At 41.7% G+C, this 17,068-nt stretch carries 23 protein-coding genes; 13 read left to right on the forward strand and 10 right to left on the reverse strand.

Annotation, left to right across the window (positions count from 1 at the left end):
* Positions 1-25: 25 nt before the first annotated feature.
* The 4 genes from HMPREF1117_RS09270 (at position 26) to gggC (ending at position 3,560) form a co-directional block, all read left to right on the forward strand.
* Positions 26-391, forward strand: a complete 366-nt coding sequence (locus tag HMPREF1117_RS09270) for a GntR family transcriptional regulator (protein ID WP_000119149.1) — start codon at positions 26-28, stop codon at positions 389-391.
* Between the two features lie 4 nt (positions 392-395).
* Positions 396-1,091, forward strand: coding sequence for an ABC transporter ATP-binding protein (locus HMPREF1117_RS09275; RefSeq protein WP_000054193.1), 696 nt, complete (start codon positions 396-398; stop codon positions 1,089-1,091).
* A 15-nt stretch (positions 1,092-1,106) separates the two neighbouring features.
* Entirely contained in the window at positions 1,107-1,874 is a 768-nt protein-coding gene (locus tag HMPREF1117_RS09280; RefSeq protein ID WP_000498754.1) for a hypothetical protein, read from the forward strand.
* Between the two features lie 138 nt (positions 1,875-2,012).
* Positions 2,013-3,560 carry a streptosactin export ABC transporter GggC gene (gggC, locus tag HMPREF1117_RS09285; protein ID WP_000946122.1) on the forward strand — a complete coding sequence of 516 codons (1,548 nt, stop codon included), beginning with the start codon at positions 2,013-2,015 and terminating at the stop codon, positions 3,558-3,560.
* 157 nt (positions 3,561-3,717) lie between these two features.
* On the opposite strand, the gene HMPREF1117_RS09290 is transcribed toward gggC, so the two are convergent.
* Both HMPREF1117_RS09290 and HMPREF1117_RS09295 read right to left on the reverse strand, forming a co-directional pair.
* The gene (locus tag HMPREF1117_RS09290; protein ID WP_001288951.1) at positions 3,718-4,413 is read right to left on the reverse strand and encodes an LrgB family protein; all 696 of its coding nucleotides are present in this window, start codon (positions 4,411-4,413) and stop codon (positions 3,718-3,720) included.
* The gene (locus HMPREF1117_RS09295; RefSeq protein ID WP_007557315.1) at positions 4,410-4,784 is read right to left on the reverse strand and encodes a CidA/LrgA family protein; all 375 of its coding nucleotides are present in this window, start codon (positions 4,782-4,784) and stop codon (positions 4,410-4,412) included. The genes HMPREF1117_RS09290 and HMPREF1117_RS09295 overlap by 4 nt, the downstream gene beginning before the upstream one ends.
* 282 nt (positions 4,785-5,066) lie before the next feature.
* Between HMPREF1117_RS09295 and HMPREF1117_RS09300 the strand changes: the two genes are divergently transcribed.
* The 7 genes from HMPREF1117_RS09300 (at position 5,067) to queF (ending at position 8,615) form a co-directional block, all read left to right on the forward strand.
* Positions 5,067-5,447 (forward strand): MarR family winged helix-turn-helix transcriptional regulator, encoded by a 381-nt coding sequence (locus HMPREF1117_RS09300; RefSeq protein ID WP_000221638.1) that lies wholly within the window; start codon positions 5,067-5,069, stop codon positions 5,445-5,447.
* Positions 5,448-5,546: 99 nt separating this feature from the next.
* Positions 5,547-5,768 (forward strand): DUF4649 family protein, encoded by a 222-nt coding sequence (locus HMPREF1117_RS09305; protein ID WP_000570256.1) that lies wholly within the window; start codon positions 5,547-5,549, stop codon positions 5,766-5,768.
* Between the two features lie 15 nt (positions 5,769-5,783).
* A complete protein-coding gene (gene trxA, locus HMPREF1117_RS09310; protein WP_001029581.1) occupies positions 5,784-6,098 on the forward strand; it encodes a thioredoxin in 315 nt (104 codons plus the stop codon).
* 201 nt (positions 6,099-6,299) lie between these two features.
* Entirely contained in the window at positions 6,300-6,953 is a 654-nt protein-coding gene (gene queC, locus HMPREF1117_RS09315; protein WP_000828757.1) for a 7-cyano-7-deazaguanine synthase QueC, read from the forward strand.
* Positions 6,953-7,396 (forward strand): 6-carboxytetrahydropterin synthase QueD, encoded by a 444-nt coding sequence (gene queD, locus HMPREF1117_RS09320; protein ID WP_000464560.1) that lies wholly within the window; start codon positions 6,953-6,955, stop codon positions 7,394-7,396. Before queC ends, queD begins: the two co-directional genes overlap by 1 nt.
* Positions 7,389-8,105, forward strand: coding sequence for a 7-carboxy-7-deazaguanine synthase QueE (gene queE, locus HMPREF1117_RS09325; RefSeq protein ID WP_000196470.1), 717 nt, complete (start codon positions 7,389-7,391; stop codon positions 8,103-8,105). Before queD ends, queE begins: the two co-directional genes overlap by 8 nt.
* A gap of 18 nt (positions 8,106-8,123) precedes the next feature.
* A complete protein-coding gene (queF, locus tag HMPREF1117_RS09330; RefSeq protein WP_000082587.1) occupies positions 8,124-8,615 on the forward strand; it encodes a preQ(1) synthase in 492 nt (163 codons plus the stop codon).
* Between the two features lie 209 nt (positions 8,616-8,824).
* Here the strand turns inward: queF and HMPREF1117_RS09335 are convergent, their stop codons facing one another.
* Entirely contained in the window at positions 8,825-9,493 is a 669-nt protein-coding gene (locus tag HMPREF1117_RS09335; RefSeq protein WP_000714840.1) for an MIP/aquaporin family protein, read from the reverse strand.
* A 255-nt stretch (positions 9,494-9,748) separates the two neighbouring features.
* Between HMPREF1117_RS09335 and HMPREF1117_RS09340 the strand changes: the two genes are divergently transcribed.
* Positions 9,749-10,513: a (S)-acetoin forming diacetyl reductase gene (locus HMPREF1117_RS09340; protein WP_000048150.1), complete on the forward strand. Its 765-nt coding sequence runs from the start codon at positions 9,749-9,751 to the stop codon at positions 10,511-10,513.
* A gap of 107 nt (positions 10,514-10,620) precedes the next feature.
* Here HMPREF1117_RS09340 and HMPREF1117_RS09345 read toward each other — a convergent pair whose 3' ends face one another.
* Both HMPREF1117_RS09345 and HMPREF1117_RS09350 read right to left on the reverse strand, forming a co-directional pair.
* Positions 10,621-11,412 (reverse strand): DUF2785 domain-containing protein, encoded by a 792-nt coding sequence (locus HMPREF1117_RS09345; RefSeq protein ID WP_000284388.1) that lies wholly within the window; start codon positions 11,410-11,412, stop codon positions 10,621-10,623.
* Positions 11,413-11,423: 11 nt separating this feature from the next.
* Positions 11,424-11,756: a winged helix-turn-helix transcriptional regulator gene (locus HMPREF1117_RS09350; protein ID WP_000182730.1), complete on the reverse strand. Its 333-nt coding sequence runs from the start codon at positions 11,754-11,756 to the stop codon at positions 11,424-11,426.
* A 150-nt stretch (positions 11,757-11,906) separates the two neighbouring features.
* Here HMPREF1117_RS09350 and HMPREF1117_RS09355 point away from each other — a divergent pair, with 150 nt between their 5' ends.
* Positions 11,907-12,296 (forward strand): nuclear transport factor 2 family protein, encoded by a 390-nt coding sequence (locus HMPREF1117_RS09355; RefSeq protein ID WP_000106203.1) that lies wholly within the window; start codon positions 11,907-11,909, stop codon positions 12,294-12,296.
* Positions 12,297-12,465: 169 nt separating this feature from the next.
* Here the strand turns inward: HMPREF1117_RS09355 and pepF are convergent, their stop codons facing one another.
* From pepF to HMPREF1117_RS09380, 5 genes are all read right to left on the reverse strand, one after another.
* The gene (gene pepF / locus HMPREF1117_RS09360; protein WP_000435577.1) at positions 12,466-14,262 is read right to left on the reverse strand and encodes an oligoendopeptidase F; all 1,797 of its coding nucleotides are present in this window, start codon (positions 14,260-14,262) and stop codon (positions 12,466-12,468) included.
* A gap of 10 nt (positions 14,263-14,272) precedes the next feature.
* The gene (locus HMPREF1117_RS09365; protein WP_001188230.1) at positions 14,273-15,016 is read right to left on the reverse strand and encodes a 16S rRNA (uracil(1498)-N(3))-methyltransferase; all 744 of its coding nucleotides are present in this window, start codon (positions 15,014-15,016) and stop codon (positions 14,273-14,275) included.
* Between the two features lies 1 nt (position 15,017).
* Positions 15,018-15,968: a 50S ribosomal protein L11 methyltransferase gene (prmA, locus tag HMPREF1117_RS09370; RefSeq protein WP_007557333.1), complete on the reverse strand. Its 951-nt coding sequence runs from the start codon at positions 15,966-15,968 to the stop codon at positions 15,018-15,020.
* A 173-nt stretch (positions 15,969-16,141) separates the two neighbouring features.
* The gene (locus HMPREF1117_RS09375) at positions 16,142-16,534 is read right to left on the reverse strand and encodes an NUDIX hydrolase (RefSeq protein WP_000401992.1); all 393 of its coding nucleotides are present in this window, start codon (positions 16,532-16,534) and stop codon (positions 16,142-16,144) included.
* A 9-nt stretch (positions 16,535-16,543) separates the two neighbouring features.
* The gene (locus HMPREF1117_RS09380; RefSeq protein WP_000257120.1) at positions 16,544-17,014 is read right to left on the reverse strand and encodes a DUF3013 family protein; all 471 of its coding nucleotides are present in this window, start codon (positions 17,012-17,014) and stop codon (positions 16,544-16,546) included.
* Positions 17,015-17,068 lie beyond the last annotated feature (54 nt).

The following is a 17,068-nucleotide window of genomic DNA, read 5'->3' on the forward strand; positions in this document are numbered from 1 at the left end:
AAAAGATAAAAGAAAGGAGACCAAGATGTCCTGGACATTTGACAACAAAAAACCCATCTATTTACAGATTATGGAGAAAATCAAGCTTCAGATTGTTTCCCATACACTGGAACCCAATCAACAACTTCCAACCGTGCGAGAGCTGGCTAGCGAGGCTGGTGTCAATCCCAACACCATCCAAAGAGCCTTGTCAGACCTTGAACGAGAAGGATTTGTCTACAGCAAGCGAACAACTGGACGGTTTGTGACTGAAGATAAGGAGCTGATCGCCCAATCGCGCAAACAATTATCAGAAGAAGAATTGGAACACTTCGTTTCCTCCATGACCCATTTTGGCTATGAAAAAGAAGAACTACCAGGCGTAGTCGGCGATTATATTAAAGGAGTTTAAGCCTATGTCATTACTAGCATTTGAAAATGTATCCAAATCTTATGGAGCAACCCCAGCCCTTGAAAATGTTTCCCTTGACATTCCAGCTGGAAAAATTGTCGGTCTCCTCGGCCCAAACGGCTCAGGAAAAACAACCCTGATTAAACTCATCAATGGCCTCTTACAACCAGATTTAGGACGAGTCCTTATCAACGACATGGACCCAAGTCCAGCAACAAAGGCTATCGTATCATATCTACCTGATACAACCTATCTCAATGAGCAAATGAAGGTCAAAGAAGCCCTTACCTACTTCAAGACCTTCTATAAAGATTTCAATCTTGAACGCGCCCATCATCTACTTGCAGACCTTGGCATTGATGAAAATAGTCGCTTAAAGAAACTATCAAAAGGAAACAAAGAAAAGGTGCAACTGATTTTGGTTATGAGCCGTGATGCTCGCCTCTACGTTTTGGACGAACCCATTGGTGGGGTGGACCCAGCAGCCCGTGATTACATCCTCAATACTATCATCAACAACTACTCCCCAACTTCTAGCGTTTTGATTTCTACTCACTTGATTGCTGATATCGAGCCAATCTTAGATGAAATTGTCTTCCTAAAGGACGGAAAAGTCGTCCGTCAAGGCAATGTAGATGATATTCGCTATGAGTCTGGTGAATCCATCGACCAACTCTTCCGTCAGGAATTTAAGGCTTAAGCAAAGGAGATTATTATGTTTTGGAATTTAGTTCGCTACGAATTTAAAAATGTTAACAAGTGGTATTTAGCCCTCTACGCTGCCGTGTTCATCCTTTCTGCCCTTATCGGATTACAGACACAAGCCTTTAAAAATCTACCTTACCAAGAAAGTCAACCTACTATGCTATTCTTTCTAGCTGCAGTCTTTGGGGGCTTGATGCTTACACTTGGAATTTCAACCATTTTCTTGATTATTAAACGATTCAAAGGTAGTGTCTATGACCGACAAGGCTATCTAACTTTGACCCTTCCAGTTTCCGAACACCATATCATTACAGCTAAACTAGTCGGTGCCTTTATCTGGTCGATAATTAGCACTGCTGTCTTACTCCTATGTATCTATATTATATTACTGTCAACAGATTCTGATAGAGTTCAACTTTCTACTCTTCTGTCATTTGTTGGAGAACATTTTACCGGCTTTGGTCTTACTGTCTTATCCTTCCTACTTAGTACAATCTCAGGAATCCTCTGCATTTACTTGGCCATTTCCATCGGACAACTTTTCAATGAATACCGTACAGCACTTGCTGTTGTAGCCTACATCGGAATCCGAATCGTCATTGGATTTATTGAAATCTTCTTCAATACCAGTTCTAACTTCTATGCCAATTCACTAGCAGGATTTAATGATAATTTCTATATGGGAGCGACCATAGGCATTGTTGAAGAACTCATATTCATAGCTATCTTTTATCTCGGAACCTACTACATCTTGAAAAACAAGGTTAATTTGCAATAATATCAGAGTCTAGCGACAATAACTCGCTAGGCTTTTTTCGTCCTTAAGACTTCCATTTTTATATGACGTATTTGATAAAAAGGAGTATAATAACTTTAAAACTGATTCCATGTATATCGATAAGGAGGGTAACTCTTTATGCTGAGAAGATTTGTTACTAAAAAGCACCTTGTACTTTACTTCTTTTCTATTGCCATTACTTGGCTGGAAGCAATTATCACACCAGCCCTTGTTCAGAATATTGTTGCTAGTTTTACCAATCAAGAACTAGGCCTTCTTTGGAAAGTTTTGATTTTGGGAATCCTTGGAAACCTCATTCTATTACTGGGCTTAGCTGGGAAACGTTACTACTATTCCCGCTTGATTACTGATTTCAAATATGGAATCAAGAGTGCTATTTTCAAGCGATTTTTAAACAGTTATGAGATTGATGAAAAGGATATTTTGTCTGACCTCGAAAACGACGTCAAGCAACTAGAAGAAAGCTATATCGAACCAACGGTCATCATCATTTCTTCTCTTGGTTTCACCACCGTGTCTATCCTCTATGCCTTATGGACCAATTTTTACTTGGGTCTTATTTTCATTCTCTTCTACTCCTTTCCTGTACTCTGCAGCGCTATCGGATCAAAGCGTTTGGATTCACTTTCTGAAAAGCGGTCAACTGTTAACCAGAGCTACTTAGCAAGCTTGACAAATTTTATTGGCGGCAGCCAACAAATTCGCCATTATCAGGGACAAAACTTCTTTTTTTCTCGCTATCAAAAGCAATTACAAACCAGTCTAGATGCCGAAATCAACTATGAAAAACAACGAACCTTAAACAGTCTCTTAATCAATAGCATTGATGCCTTCTGTTCTGTCACACCTATCGTCATCGGTGGCTTTATGACCTACTATAATTATATAGATGCGGCTAGTTTTGTGGCCATCTATCTGGTTTCCCATAATATCGGCTATCAATTCCAAGAATTAGCCTACTTTACCAACACCCGAAAAGCAACTCGAAGTCTTCTCAACAAATACCAAAAACTTTTGGGCCAGTCTGAATCCATCTCGCCTAGAAGCATCGAAAATATTTTCCCTATCCAACTTGACACCATCTCCCTTGAAAAAGAGGGGAATATCCTCTTATATCCTATTTCCATACACATCAAACAAGGAGAAAAAATTGCCATTATCGGGGAGAGTGGCTCTGGTAAGACAACCCTCCTCGATATCATTCATGGAGAAGAGATACCGACAAGTGGACAGATTAGCTTTGCTGGTCAAAACCTATCACGTCAAGAAATTATAAGCCTTAGTTCCTATATCCTCCAAGATAGCCATTACTTTGACACGCTCTCTCTGGACGACAATATCCTTCTAGGACTGGATAAAAAGGAGGAACGTCTAACTTACATCCTCAAAAAAACAGGATTAGAAGATTTGAAAAATCGAACGCTCAGCAATGATAGTCTATCTGGTGGCGAGAAACAACGCCTAGAAGTTGCTCGCGCCCTCTACCATGATAGCCAGCTCATCTTAGCCGATGAGATTAAGGCCAATCTTGACTTGGAAAATAGCAGAAAGATCAGTGACTTGCTCTTCTCCCTACCTCAAACAGTCATAGAAGTCATTCACCATTACACGGAAGAAGACTTAAAACACTATGACCAAGTCATTCACTTAAGCAAAGAAAAGTAATAGTCTATAACATACGATTTTAAAAAGCAAGGAACCCGAATTCCTTGCTTTTTATACTCAATGAAAATCAAAGAGCAAACTAGGAAACTAGCCGTAGCCTGTACTTGAGTACGGCAAGGCGACGTTGACACGGTTTGAATTTGATTTTCGAAGAGTATTAACTCAATATCAAACTGGCTACGATGGGGCTGACAAAGACATAGAGAATACCGGTGACACCGATTGCTAAGCCACCCATGGCTCCTGCTACAGAGCCGTATCGAAAGGCTGTTCCCGTTCCAACTGCGTGACCTGTTCCTCCAAGGGCAAGCCCAACAGCTACTGGATCATCTATTTTCAACCACTTCAAAAGGGTTGGGCCGATGACACTGGTTAAAATCCCAGTTGCCACTACAACTACCAAGGTCACAGTGGTCAGACCTTGCAATTTTTCTGTGATTCCCACTGCCATGGCGGTTGTTACTGACTTAGGAAAGAGAGAAATGGCTAGAAAAAAGTCCATTCCAAAAATCTTAGCTACAAGGGCCGTGAAAGAGGTATTGACCACTACCGCTAACAGACTTCCAAAAAGAATACTCCGTGCATGGTGCTTCATCAAGTGAAAACTCTTATAAAGCGGAATCCCAAGAGCCACGGTCGACGGGACAATCAGGTTGTTCAGATAAACCCCACCCTGGTAGTAATCTTGGTAAGAAATACCCGTCACTTTTAGAAAGATGATAATGAAAACAGCTGACAAAAGCAAGGGCGTTGTCAATGGATGAGGAAAACGTCTGTAAATCAGCATTCCCACTAGGTAGGCTAAGATAGACAGGGCAAGCCCAAACAGGGGATTGGAAACAAATTCACTCATTTGGCATCTCCTTTCTCATAATCTCCCTCAAACCGTCGTTTGATAAACTGAACTACCAAGGCTATGAGGATAATATTGATGACTGCTGCAAAAAAGATAATCAAAACAATGGGCAAAAGATAGGGAGCAATCACATCAAACTTCTCCATGATTCCCACTGCTGGTGGCAAAAAGAGAATGGTCATATTGGCCAGCAAGAAATTACCCACCATGTTGACATGCCTAGTTCTCAACCACTTGAATTGCAGGGCGAGAAAGAGAATGATCAAGCCAATAATACTGCCTGGGATGGGCAAATAAAAGAAACTGGAAATCCCCTCTCCGATTAGAGAAATCACAAAGAGAATCATTAATTGAACATATAATTTCATCCTAAACTCCACGAAATAGACTTCTTGCATACCAGTTTACTCTTTTTTCAGAAAATTTCAAGGAAACACACAAGAGATGATGAAAATTAGAAAGGAAAGGGGATACAAACAATTCTTGACCTGTGAAAACAGGCATGAATTAGGATAAAAGATGCCAGCGTCTTTCTTGCCAGCTTTCTTGAAAAGTAGTATAATTATTGCATGCGCAATCATCTTATGATGCAGAGACTGTCTGTGAATGGACATTCTTCTATTTACAACTCTAAAAAGAAAGGAGATACTATGACCTACTTGGAAAAATGGTTTGACTTCAATCGTCGTCAGAAAGAAATCGAAAGTCTCTTGGAAGAGACTGTTGCCCAGCAGAGTGAACAAAGTCTGACCTTAAAAGAGTTTTACCTGCTCTACTATCTGGACTTGGCTCAAGAAAAATCTCTACGCCAGATTGATCTGCCAGATAAACTTCATCTGAGCCCGAGCGCTGTTTCTCGGATGGTGGCTCGCTTGGAAGCTAAAAATTGCGGTCTGCTTAGTCGCAGGTGTTGTGATCAAGATAGACGCTCTAGCTTTATCTGCCTGACAAGTGATGGGCAAACGACACTGGCCACACTACAAAAGGCTGTCGAAGAAAGATTGGAAACTGGTTTGAATTTCTTGATTTAAGATGATTTTGAAAAAAAGTTGCGTGCGCAATCATTTTTCTTGACATTCTCTTCTACAAGGAGTAAAATAAAGTCATCATTAAACAAAGGAGTTTTAAACATGATTGAAATTACCTATCTAGATGCCAGCAAGAATGAAAGAACTGTAACTTTCGAATCTTATGAAGACTTTGATCGTTCACAACAAGCTTGCCTCATCGGCGTCGCAGACTACTACCCTGTCCAAAAATTAACTTACAACGGTCATGATTTGGACTATCATGGGACTTATGGAGACGTCTTCTTCTATCTCATGAAACAAGATTTAAGCCAATATAACTAAAAAAGGAGAAAAACAATGGCAAAAGCAATTACAGATGCAACATTTGAACAAGAAACAAAAGACGGTTTGGTCTTGGTAGACTTCTGGGCAACTTGGTGTGGTCCATGTCGTATGCAAGGTCCAATCTTGGATAAATTGTCTGAAGAACTTTCAGAAGATGTTTTGAAAATCGTTAAAATGGACGTGGATGAAAATCCAAACACAGCTCGTGCCTTTGGAATTATGTCTATCCCAACTCTTCTCTTCAAAAAAGACGGCCAAGTGGTCAAACAAGTTGCAGGTGTTCATACTGCAGAACAAATCAAGGCCATCGTTGCTGAATTAAGCTAATCACATTAGAGACCAAGTACTTTCTTTGGTCTCTTTTTTCTTGCCCTTTGCCATTTTTCAAAAAATATGCTAGACTGTAGGTAGAATATTACGATGTTTGGGACATGCCATCGCTAAAAAAAACCTCTACTTGGTATTTTTTAGCTCCCTCAAGGGAGCTTTTTGCGTGCTCTGAACATTTCCCATTTTGGAAGGAGTACTATGAAACGTCAATCAGCCTTGGTCGTCTTTAGTGGCGGTCAAGATTCTACAACCTGCCTCTTTTGGGCTAAAGAACACTATGAAACGGTCGAAGCCGTTACCTTTGCCTACGGTCAACGCCATCATCTCGAAATTCAAATTGCTAGAGAAATCGCTAAGGAACAGGGAATTCGTCATCATATCCTAGATATGTCTCTGCTGGGACAAATCACTGAAAATGCCCTAACCTCTGATCTTGAGATCGAGCAAAAAGAGGGGGAGGTTCCCAATACCTTTGTTGACGGTCGCAATCACCTCTTTCTATCCTTTGCGGCAGTTCTTGCTAAGCAAAGAGGTATTAAAGATATCGTGACAGGTGTCTGCGAGACAGACTTCTCAGGCTATCCCGATTGTAGAGATGTCTTTGTCAAATCCCTTAATGTTACCCTCAACCTTGCCATGGATTACGACTTCGTTATCCAAACACCTCTCATGTGGCTAGACAAAGCTGAAACTTGGGAGTTAGCTGACCAACTCGGTGCCTTTGACTATGTTCGTGAAAAGACCTTAACCTGCTACAACGGGATTATCGGAAGTGGATGTGGAGATTGCCCAGCCTGCCACCTACGACAACATGGTCTAGATGTTTATCTCTCACAGAAAGGAGAGGCCTAATGTTTTTTGCACCCAAAGAAATCAAACAGGAAACTGGGGAGGCTCTTGTCTACAATCCTCACAGAACCTTGGTATCAAAAGAGTTTACCTTCGATGCTGCCCACCACCTCTTTCACTATGAGGGAAAATGCAAGTCCCTGCACGGCCATACCTATCATCTGCAGATTGCTGTCAGTGGTTTTTTAGATGAACGTGGCATGACCTACGATTTCGGAGATATCAAAGCGATCTACAAGAACTACTTAGAACCCTACTTGGATCATCGCTATCTCAATGAAACTCTTCCCTATATGAACACGACTGCTGAAAATATGGTTTACTGGATTTTCCAAACCATGAGTCAAGAGTTGCCAGACGAACGTGGGCTCCGTTTGGAATACGTTCGCCTCTATGAGACTCCGACTGCCTTTGCGGAGTTTAGACGGGAGTGGTTAGATGACTAGGGAACGTGTCCTCAAACTACCAGTTTTGGAAATTTTTGGCCCAACCTTTCAAGGCGAAGGTCGTGCCATTGGGCAGAAAACCATGTTTGTCCGCACTGCAGGTTGCGACTACCACTGCGACTGGTGCGATTCTGCCTTTACATGGGATGGCTCTGAAAAACCAACTCGCATGACAGCTGACGAGGTCATTGCTGCCTTGGATAAATTAGGGAGCTACGACTATGTAACCCTATCTGGGGGAAATCCTGCTATCCAAGCAGCCAACATGGCTGAGCTAGTAACCAAACTCAAGGAACGTGGTGTCACTCTAGCTGTTGAGACCCAAGGCTCCCGCTGGCAAAATTGGTTAAAAGACATCGACCAGGTCACTCTGAGTCCCAAACCTCCTTCATCCAAGATGGAAGTCAACTTTGAGACCTTGGACTTTATCGTTTCCCAACTGGATCCAGATAAGGTCACCTTTAAAATCCCTGTCTTTGATGATACTGATTTGGCTTTTGCCAAAGGAATTCAAGAACGCTACCAACCAGATGTTCTTTTCTTATCTGCAGGAAATCCTGAGCCCAAGGCTAGAGGCAATATTGTCCAAGACCAACTGGACCGCCTCAAAGAACTCTGGGAACGTGTCGCTTCTGACGATAGCTGGGGCAATGTCCGCGTCCTTCCTCAACTGCATACCCTCCTCTACGATAATCAACGTGGTGTTTAAGATTAGAAAGGAAAAATCATGTCACAACAAGAAGAAATGAAAAACCTCAGCCTCCTTGGCAACAAAGAAACCAACTACATTTTCGAGTATCAACCAGAAGTCCTCGAATCCTTTGACAATCGTCATGTGGAAAATGACTATTTTATCAAATTTAACTGTCCTGAGTTTACCTCACTTTGCCCAATCACTGCTCAGCCAGACTTTGCGACGATTTATATTTCCTACATTCCTGACAAGCTTTGTGTCGAGTCAAAATCCCTCAAACTCTACCTCTTTAGCTACCGAAACCACGGAGATTTCCACGAAAACTGTATCAACACCATCGGGAAAGACTTGGTCAACTTGCTAGACCCTCGCTATTTGGAGGTTTGGGGAAAATTCACTCCGCGCGGTGGTATCTCAATTGACCCCTACTACAACTACGGTAAGCCAGGAACTAAATATGAAGGCTTGGCAGAACAACGCCTCTTCCAACACGATCTCTATCCAGAGAAAATTGACAACCGTTAAACTCAAACTCAATGAAAATCAAAGAGCAAACTAGCCGCAAGTTGCTCAAAGCACTGCTTTGAGATTGTAGATAGAACTGACGAAGTCAGCTCAAAACACTGTTTTGAGGTTGTGGATGGAAGCTGACGTGGTTTGAAGAGATTTTCGAAGAGTATCATACGAAAAAGCCCTGTTCCTCAAAATGAGGAGCAAGGCTTTTTGAGTTTCAATTATTCTTCTGTTCCAAGGAAGTTTTTTGCAACAAGGGCTGCAAGAACCCCACCAACGATTGGCGCAAGGATGAAAATCCAAACTTGTTGAAGAGCTGCGCCACCTACCAAAACAGCTGGTGCCAAGCTACGGGCTGGATTTACTGAAAGCCCAGTAATGTTCAATCCCACAAGAATCATCGCCATCAATGACAAACCGATTACCAAACCAGCAATCGCGCCATTGCCCTTGCTTGCTGATGTCACAGTCATGATAACCAAGACAAACAAGAAAGTTGCGATTACTTCAAACAAGAAACCACCAAAGACAGTGACACCGTTTGCCAAGGCATTTTCACCAAGACTAGCAGTTGACATACCTGAGTTAGCCAAGAGGAAGAATACCGCGCCAGAAGCGATGAAGGCTCCAACAACTTGTCCAAGGATGTAGTTGACAAGGTCTTTTGATGACAAGCGTTTGTTTACAAACATAGCGATCGAAACAGCTGGGTTCAAGTGAGCCCCTGAAACAGTTCCGATTGAGAAAGCTGCAACCACGATTGCCAAACCGAAGGCAAAGGCAATTCCAAGGTGACCAAGGCCATCAAGACCATTTCCAAAAACAACAGCTCCTGTCCCAACGAACACAAGCATGAACGTACCGATTAACTCAGCAACAAATTTTTTCATTTTCTTTCTCCTTTTTTCAAAAACTAGATACTAGTCTATCAAAAGAGGGAAAGGGTTTCAAGAAAATAGACTGGAAATTTTCAGGATAAAATTCTATAAAAACGGTAGTGTTTATTTGAAACATTTTTTCTAAAGGTATATAATGTTAATATAGTTCTAATAAGTTATTTATTCCCTAATTTGAACTAATTTTTACAACTTTGCTGTTCTTTTATGAACGTTTGAATGGTATCGTGGATACCAAGGAGGAATCATATGTCTAAAGTTGCTATTGTCACAGGTGCAGGTCAAGGAATCGGTTTTGCAATCGCAAAACGATTGGTTCAAGATGGCTTTAAGGTAGGAGTCTTAGACTACAATCCCGAAACAGCTGAAAAAGCTGTTTCCGAATTATCAGCTGAAAATGCCTTTGCTGTCGTGGCCGATGTTTCGAAACAGGCAGAAGTTGCACAAGCATTTCAAAAAGTTGTTGACCATTTTGGTGATTTGAATGTTGTCGTAAATAACGCCGGTGTTGCTCCAACTACTCCTCTTGATACAATTACTGAGGAACAATTTACACGCACTTTCGGTATCAACGTTGGTGGTGTCATTTGGGGTTCACAAGCTGCACAAGCGCAATTTAAAGCACTTGGCCACGGAGGTAAAATTATCAACGCAACCTCTCAAGCCGGTGTAGTGGGCAATCCAAATCTAACTGTTTATGGTGGAACAAAATTTGCTGTTCGCGGAATCACGCAAACATTAGCACGTGATTTAGCAGACTCAGGCATCACTGTTAACGCCTACGCACCAGGTATTGTGAAAACACCAATGATGTACGATATCGCTCATGAAGTTGGTAAAAATGCAGGAAAAGATGACGAATGGGGTATGCAGACATTTGCAAAAGATATTACTCTAAAACGTCTATCTGAACCAGAAGATGTGGCTGCTGCCGTCAGCTTCCTTGCAGGACCAGATTCAAACTACATTACAGGACAAACCATTATCGTAGATGGTGGTATGCAATTCCATTAAGATAGACAAAAAGAGGTTGGAAAATGATTCAACCTCTTTTATTAGTTTTCATTATTAGTTAGGAGGGTACAATAGAAACTCTTTCAATAAGTAATATTAGCTTATCCCTAGTATTGAAAAGATTGAATAGCTTCTTTCAAGTCATCTTGTAAACTATTTCTCTGGTCAAGTTGGACATAGACTTCCAACAGACAGGATCTGAAGTTGGAAAATTTATAAAAATCTTCCCTTTCTTCTATCGGAAAGTCAACAGCTTTTATCCAAGAAGCTACTTGCTCTTGCTCCAACTTCCCTTGTAAAATAGGTTCATAGATCACTCTTGCTAAACGCCAATCCTCATCATCTGTAAAGCGAATCGAAATTCTTTTAAATAGTTGGCCAAGTATATCAAATACTTCATGAACTCTGGTTTTAGGAAAGTCTGGATGACAAACCACCTCTGTCAGTAAATCGGCTCCATGTGCAAAAGCATGAACCCAACCATACTGATTTGAAAAACCCGTTGTATCCTTTTCTTTTGAAAGATAATACAAACCTTGATTTAAAAGGACATTACGAATTCCTGCATTTAATTCCTGATAAAAAATCGATTGCTTGTTGGCATCTGCAGACAAGAGATTTGCATAAATAAGCGCCCTAAAAGAACGCTCAAGTGTTGACAAACCTACCTTATCAATCTCTTTATCTAGTCCTCCATCAGCTGATACCACCTCAGCAATGAAATAAAATTGTTCCTGTGTAAATAGCTCTTCCTGAATCCCTCTAGCAAAGCTTGTAAAAACAAGGCTATCTCGAATTTCTGGAGAAGAATCTCCCAAATGATCAAGCAACCATTGGATTTCTTCCTCATGATAACTTGGTTTTTCTTCTGCTATTTTTCTAAGTAACTTTTGATACATGGTCAATACCTCTACATTTCTAGCAACTTGATATAATCTAGACCCCATTTCTCGACAGCATCTAAAACAACTCTGAATTCCTGCCCCATTTCGGTTAAGCTGTACTCAACTCGTGGTGGAACTTCGGCATAGACCTTTCGTTGAACAATCTTATCCTTTTCTAATTGACGGAGATGACGAGTCAAAATAGTTTGAGTAATCCCAGGCAATAATCTCTGCAATTCTTTAAATCGTTTGGTACCCGTACTCAACTGATAAATGATTACCAGTGCCCATTTCCCCGTTAAAACCCTCTGCGTTGTCGCAAATGGACAAATACCATACTCACTCACTTTATTTGTCATAAAATATCTTCTTTCTATTTTTTTAAAAAAATTTATCTTTTAGTATCAATAAAAGTACTACTTTTGATACTAGATATCAAAAAAGTGTCTACTTGTTTTTTTGTTTGTAACTGTTACAATTATATCATAAAAAAGAAATGGAGAATAGATATGTCAACAAACTTAGAAATTTTCAATGCTTATAACCAAGCTTTAATTGCTGGTGACTTTCCTGGTGTCTTTGAAACGATGGCAGACGATATTGTCTGGCATCAACCTGGTACTCATAGTATATCTGGTACAGTTGTTGGTAAGGACAAGCTAGGAACTCACCTGGCTACATTTGCTGAGAAAACTAATGGAACTTTTAAGGTGATAACAAATTGGGTTTCTGACAATAAGGATTTATTCGCAGCCAATGTTACTTTTCTTGGAACACGTGCTGATGGTACTGAACTCAATATGAACGGGATTGACCTCTTCCGTATTGAAGACGGAAAAATCAAAGAAGTTTGGCTCTTCTCTTCAGATCAAGCTGAAGAAGATAGCTTTTGGGGATAATTTAAGAGACCAGGACAAAAAATTTTGATTTTAGGAATTCTTTATTATAAATTTTTTAAAGCAATAGACTAGATAAAAAAGCGAACAAGACAGAATTCTGAGTATCAGATAACTCGTTTTGTTCGCTTTTTATATTTAAGGTTAGACTTTTGTCCCAGACTCTTTTAATTTACTCTCCCAACTGGGCACTGTAGGCGATAATCTGGTCAACCGTGTCTGACAAGAACTGGATGGTATCACGGAGTGGTTTGTCTGTTGAAATGTCAGCACCGATAATCATGGCTGACTCAAGTGGTGTCTTGCTACCACCTGACTTGAGGAGATTGAGCCAGTCTTCAGCTCCAGTTTCAGAGTTTTTAAGATGGAGGTAACCTGCGGTCGAGATGACAAGTCCTGCTGAGTAAGTGTAACTATATAAGCCCATGTAATAATGAGCTTGGCGCATCCAAGTCAGAGCTGCATCTTCGTCAATTTCAATAGCATCTCCCCAGAAATCTGTCAAGACTTCTTTCATAATACTGTTAAGCTTGCTTGCTCCAAAGGTTTCTCCTTCTTCAATCAGTGTATAAACCTTGCGCTGGAAGGCTGCTTCCAAAAGGTGAGTAATAAAGTTATGGAAGTAAGTATCTGTCAAACGGTGAGCAAGGGAGAAACGTTTTTGACGAGGGTCGTCAGACTGGTGCTCCAAGTAGTCACTGAGGAGCAATTCATTGAAAGTTGACGGTGCTTCGACATAGTAGGTAGACATGTGGGCGTTGAAATAGCTTTGGTGATTATCTGAAAAGATAAATTGACCAGAATGCCCGATTTCATGAATCAAGGTATAGACATCGCTCAAACGCCCTGTCCAGCTCATGAGGACGTAAGGGTGCACGCGATATGGATCCGCCGCATAACCACCAGAATCCTTGCCACTATTAGCAGCAAAGTCAACCCAGCGCTCTTCTTGATAGCGAGCAACTTCTTGACAATATTCTTTCCCCAAAGGTTTTACCGACTTCATGACCAAGTCATAGGCATCCTCAATAGTCACTTCAGGATTCAGGGCACTATCCAAGTCCAACTTCCAATCAGCAAAGGTCATCTTTTCAAGACCATTTACCTTGGCAACATGCTTGAGGTATCTCTGAGCAACTGGCGCAAAATCCTTCATGATCAGGTCAATCTGACGATCAAACATAGCACGGTCCACTTCCTGCTCAGCCAAAAGATAGTCAAAGACAGAGTCGTAGCCCTTCATATCTGCCAATAGTTTTTCAGACTTAACCTGGGCTAGATAGGCTGCTGCAGCCGTATTTTGGTGCTTACGAAGGCCTTCTGAGAAGGAACGGAAAGATTTTTCACGAATCTCAGCATCCTCATGATTTTGGTAGAAATTCTCATAAGTCACAAAGCTGTTTTTGTAGGTCTTGCCATTGACTTCAAAGTCGGCCATTTCAAAATCCCCAGCTCGCATCTTAGTGTAAATATCCTGCGGACTGTAGAAAACTTCACCGAGATTTGTCAAGGCCTTCTCCACATCAGCCCCTAGATAGTGGGCTTTTTTGATTTTTGCCTGACGAATGGCAGCTGTTAAATGTGGCAATTTACCCAAACGGTCTAAGACTTCCTCATCAGCTTCCACCAAAGCATCGTCAAAGAAGGTCAAGGCTACACTGGCATCTGTTTCGAATTCCATCCCAGCTTGGGCAATGTTAGCAAATTCGTCATTGCTATAATCTGTCGTCTGAGGCATAAAACCATAGTTACCAATATGGCTCATCTGAATGTAGATTTGTTCCAATTCTGCAAAGGCCTTTTCAAAATCCTCAAAAGTATGAAGATTGCCCTTGTAGTCACGGCTAAACTGGTTGATGTCTTCACGAGCCTTCTCGATTGCACGTAAGAAATCCTCACGGTCTTGGTATAGGGCTGTTAAATCCCAAAGTTCCTTCTCTGGAAATTCTGAACGGTGTTTTTGTTCCATTTTCTTCCTCTCATTTCTCTAATTCTAATAAAACACTAAGGGCTGATAAAGCGTAAAGCGGTGCTGTTTCTGCTCGCAAAATACGAGGACCAAGTCCTGCCAAGACTGCTCCCTTAGCTTCAAAACTTTCGATTTCTGCAGGTGACAGACCACCTTCTGGACCAAAGATAAAGAGCAATTTTTTTCCCTCTTCAAGACCAGCTACTGCTTGTAAGAGCGCAGCGACTTCTCCTTCTTTGGCAGACTCTTCATAAGCCACTACGATCGAGTCAAACTGGTCAAGTTGGGCTAGAAAGTCTGCTTTTCTTTCAAAAAGCTGAATACTTGGAACGATATTACGCTTGCTTTGTTCTGCTGCTCCAAGGGCGATTTTTTCTAGTTTTTCAACCTTTTTACCCAATTTCTTGCCATCCCACTTAGCAACGGACCAGTCTGCGGGAAAGGACCAGATTTGACTGGCGCCTAGTTCCGTCACTTTTTGCGTGATGAACTCCAGCTTGTCCCCCTTGGGAAATCCAGATGCAATGGTCACTTGTACTGGTAGTTCCACATTGTCAGCTAACTCTTCAATCAACTCAAACTGACGATTTTCAACATCCAAGACGCGCGCCAAACGTTTAATGCCATCATCAAAGACCAAAGTAACCTCATCATCTTCTTTCAGGCGCATTACCTGAAACATGTGCTTGCTGGTTTCCTTGTCCTTAATGGTGACAGGAGAGACTGCACTCCCCTTGACAAAATACTGCTGCATGCTAGCCTCCAATCACACCGGAAATATCCTTGGTTTTCTTAAAGACACAGGCATTCCATTCCCCTTGAACCATATGGGTTTCAAGGAAAAATCCAGCTGACTCAGCCGACTCACGCACCATATCCCACTTATCCTTGATAATCCCACTCATGATGAGGTAGCCTTCGTCCTTAACCAAGCGATAAGCATCATCCGTCAGATGAATCAGGATATCCGCCAAGATATTAGCTACAATCACATCTGCCTCAATCTCAACACCCTTAAGCAAATCTCCTGCTGCTACGTGGATGTTTTCCATGCCAGAGTTGAGCTCAATATTTTCCTGAGCAACCCGAACTGCCACATCATCCAGGTCGTAGGCAAAGATTTCCTTAGCACCAAGCAGCGAGCTGGCAATAGAGAGAACCCCTGAACCAGTCCCCACATCCAGCACCGTTTCGCCACCACGAAGGACCTGCTCCAAGGCAAAAAGGCTCATCTTGGTAGTTGGGTGGGTTCCTGTTCCAAAGGCCATACCAGGATCCAGCTTGATAATCTTTTCTCCAGCAGTCGCCTCATAGTCTGTCCAAGACGGCACGATGGTCAAATCATGAGTAATACGAGCTGGTTCATAATATTTCTTCCAGTTGTCTGCCCAGTCTTCCTCAGCCAAGGCAGTCGTCCCCATTTTGACCTCTCCCAAATCCATAAAATCTTTCAATTCTGATATGCGAGCCTGCAAGTCCGCCTCAACCTCTGCCACATCCACCGTTTCAGGGTAATAGGCTGTCACAACGATTTCTTCTTGCTGCTCAACCTCTGGGAAAATCTCGCCGAAGCGGTCAACATTTCCCAAATAGTCCATACTGTCTTCGATCGCAACACCTTGCGCTCCTAGCTCAATCAGGAGGTTAGAGACTAACTCCTCTCCCTCGCGCTTGACTGTAACTTTTAACTCTTGCCATGTTTCCATATTTAAGATACCAAGCCCGTAAAACACAAAGCAAAAATAGGAACTTCTCTTAAGATGCTTGTGTCTAATAGAAGTTTATCTTTTTGGCACAGTGTTTAGGGCGGGTTCAGTTTAGAAATTTAACCGAACCATCCTTTCTAATCACTTACTTTTAAATAATCTTTTAATCTCTCTTACAACTGAGGTACAACTTGACTGGAGCTAAGAAATTCCTCAACATTCATGAGCTGATAGCCCTGTCCCTCGTCTCCAAAGATGATATTGTCAAACTGGTCCTGTGTCAACTGACCAACTAGAAAAACGGACTGTTTATCTGTAAAAAGCATGCTTGGATAAACCTTACTCCAAAGCAGACAAGCCTCAGTCAGATGAATTCCCAGTTCTTCATAAACTTCACGCGCCACGCACTCAAAAGGACTTTCGTCTCCTTCGCGTCCACCACCTGGCAGTTCCCACATATTGGGCCAGGGAATGCTTGCCTTATCATCGCGTAAGATAGTCAGAAGCTTATCCCCACAAAACAAAGCAATCTTACAGCCTGTGAAATCAGAAATCTCTATTTCCATGTCAAACTCCTAGTATCTCGGATAAGGATAGAACTCTCCCTCTTCCAAGCCTTCTTTTCCTTCTTCAAAGACTTCTTGGTTCCATTCCATGACAAATTCTTCTGCTTCTGGGTCTTCCAAAAAGTCCATAAGAGCATCTAGTCCAACCTCTGCAGTATCTTTAAGGAATAGCGCAAAATAAGCTAAAAATTCGCGAGAAAATCCTTTTTTAGGCAGGTAAGGAATAACAGTCAAATAGTCTTCTGCATTGACGGTTGACTTGGCAGGATTGTAGAAAAGCACTGCTTCCTCAAAGAGGATATCATCTGATGACACCTCTCCGTCCTCGTCCACCATCTCCACACCTGCAGCATTTTGCGCTTCCAATAGAAAACTCACTTCAACCGCGTGGTTGCGCTTGTCCCAACTAATCTCAAAGTCAAAAGGAAAGTTCTTCTCCAACTCTTCCTCTAAAACATCTAAAAATCCGTATGTTGCCATTTTGTCCTCTTTCTATGCGACTCTTTAATCGCCCCGATTGCTCGGAATTATGCT

The sequence above is a fragment of the Streptococcus sp. SK643 genome, assembly GCF_000259505.1.
Lineage (GTDB): Bacteria > Bacillota > Bacilli > Lactobacillales > Streptococcaceae > Streptococcus.

What these genes read in the sequence shown, in the direction of transcription:
- HMPREF1117_RS09270 (WP_000119149.1), top strand. Translation starts at nt 26, where the DNA reads ATGTCCTGGACATTTGACAACAAAAAACCCATCTATTTACAGATTATG.
- HMPREF1117_RS09275 (WP_000054193.1), top strand. Translation starts at nt 396, where the DNA reads ATGTCATTACTAGCATTTGAAAATGTATCCAAATCTTATGGAGCAACC.
- HMPREF1117_RS09280 (WP_000498754.1), top strand. Translation starts at nt 1,107, where the DNA reads ATGTTTTGGAATTTAGTTCGCTACGAATTTAAAAATGTTAACAAGTGG.
- gggC (WP_000946122.1), top strand. Translation starts at nt 2,013, where the DNA reads ATGCTGAGAAGATTTGTTACTAAAAAGCACCTTGTACTTTACTTCTTT.
- HMPREF1117_RS09290 (WP_001288951.1), bottom strand. Translation starts at nt 4,413, where the DNA reads ATGAGTGAATTTGTTTCCAATCCCCTGTTTGGGCTTGCCCTGTCTATC.
- HMPREF1117_RS09295 (WP_007557315.1), bottom strand. Translation starts at nt 4,784, where the DNA reads ATGAAATTATATGTTCAATTAATGATTCTCTTTGTGATTTCTCTAATC.
- HMPREF1117_RS09300 (WP_000221638.1), top strand. Translation starts at nt 5,067, where the DNA reads ATGACCTACTTGGAAAAATGGTTTGACTTCAATCGTCGTCAGAAAGAA.
- HMPREF1117_RS09305 (WP_000570256.1), top strand. Translation starts at nt 5,547, where the DNA reads ATGATTGAAATTACCTATCTAGATGCCAGCAAGAATGAAAGAACTGTA.
- trxA (WP_001029581.1), top strand. Translation starts at nt 5,784, where the DNA reads ATGGCAAAAGCAATTACAGATGCAACATTTGAACAAGAAACAAAAGAC.
- queC (WP_000828757.1), top strand. Translation starts at nt 6,300, where the DNA reads ATGAAACGTCAATCAGCCTTGGTCGTCTTTAGTGGCGGTCAAGATTCT.
- queD (WP_000464560.1), top strand. Translation starts at nt 6,953, where the DNA reads ATGTTTTTTGCACCCAAAGAAATCAAACAGGAAACTGGGGAGGCTCTT.
- queE (WP_000196470.1), top strand. Translation starts at nt 7,389, where the DNA reads ATGACTAGGGAACGTGTCCTCAAACTACCAGTTTTGGAAATTTTTGGC.
- queF (WP_000082587.1), top strand. Translation starts at nt 8,124, where the DNA reads ATGTCACAACAAGAAGAAATGAAAAACCTCAGCCTCCTTGGCAACAAA.
- HMPREF1117_RS09335 (WP_000714840.1), bottom strand. Translation starts at nt 9,493, where the DNA reads ATGAAAAAATTTGTTGCTGAGTTAATCGGTACGTTCATGCTTGTGTTC.
- HMPREF1117_RS09340 (WP_000048150.1), top strand. Translation starts at nt 9,749, where the DNA reads ATGTCTAAAGTTGCTATTGTCACAGGTGCAGGTCAAGGAATCGGTTTT.
- HMPREF1117_RS09345 (WP_000284388.1), bottom strand. Translation starts at nt 11,412, where the DNA reads ATGTATCAAAAGTTACTTAGAAAAATAGCAGAAGAAAAACCAAGTTAT.
- HMPREF1117_RS09350 (WP_000182730.1), bottom strand. Translation starts at nt 11,756, where the DNA reads ATGACAAATAAAGTGAGTGAGTATGGTATTTGTCCATTTGCGACAACG.
- HMPREF1117_RS09355 (WP_000106203.1), top strand. Translation starts at nt 11,907, where the DNA reads ATGTCAACAAACTTAGAAATTTTCAATGCTTATAACCAAGCTTTAATT.
- pepF (WP_000435577.1), bottom strand. Translation starts at nt 14,262, where the DNA reads ATGGAACAAAAACACCGTTCAGAATTTCCAGAGAAGGAACTTTGGGAT.
- HMPREF1117_RS09365 (WP_001188230.1), bottom strand. Translation starts at nt 15,016, where the DNA reads ATGCAGCAGTATTTTGTCAAGGGGAGTGCAGTCTCTCCTGTCACCATT.
- prmA (WP_007557333.1), bottom strand. Translation starts at nt 15,968, where the DNA reads ATGGAAACATGGCAAGAGTTAAAAGTTACAGTCAAGCGCGAGGGAGAG.
- HMPREF1117_RS09375 (WP_000401992.1), bottom strand. Translation starts at nt 16,534, where the DNA reads ATGGAAATAGAGATTTCTGATTTCACAGGCTGTAAGATTGCTTTGTTT.
- HMPREF1117_RS09380 (WP_000257120.1), bottom strand. Translation starts at nt 17,014, where the DNA reads ATGGCAACATACGGATTTTTAGATGTTTTAGAGGAAGAGTTGGAGAAG.